The sequence below is a fragment of the Oleiphilus sp. HI0117 genome (assembly GCF_001635235.1).
Window position 1 is genome coordinate 1 of sequence record NZ_LWGA01001388.1, and the last position, 270, is coordinate 270.

Consider the following 270-nt stretch of genomic DNA (forward strand, 5'->3'; position numbering starts at 1 on the left):
CGATAGTCGAATCCAAAAGGTAGTCATAGAGTTATTGCTGAGTGCCCGTATCAGAAAGGATCAGTTCATTACGACACGGATGCTCCTAGACTTCATATACTGCATCCTGACTGGACCGGGATATTTATTTGATAATCTATTTAATGGTGGAGATAACGAACTGCTAGGAGCGTTAGCAGAGTTTGATCCTAGCCTTATTAGAAACCGACAGCTTGATTTGTTTGTACTTCATCGTTCACTTGAATTTGAAGATGCTGGATATAGATTATT

The 270-nt window shown here is 39.6% G+C and carries 1 protein-coding gene; it reads left to right on the forward strand.

Annotated elements, in window-relative coordinates:
• A partial coding sequence (gene dptF, locus A3757_RS23650; RefSeq protein WP_068740388.1) for a DNA phosphorothioation-dependent restriction protein DptF occupies positions 1 to 270 on the forward strand: 270 nt, incomplete at both ends.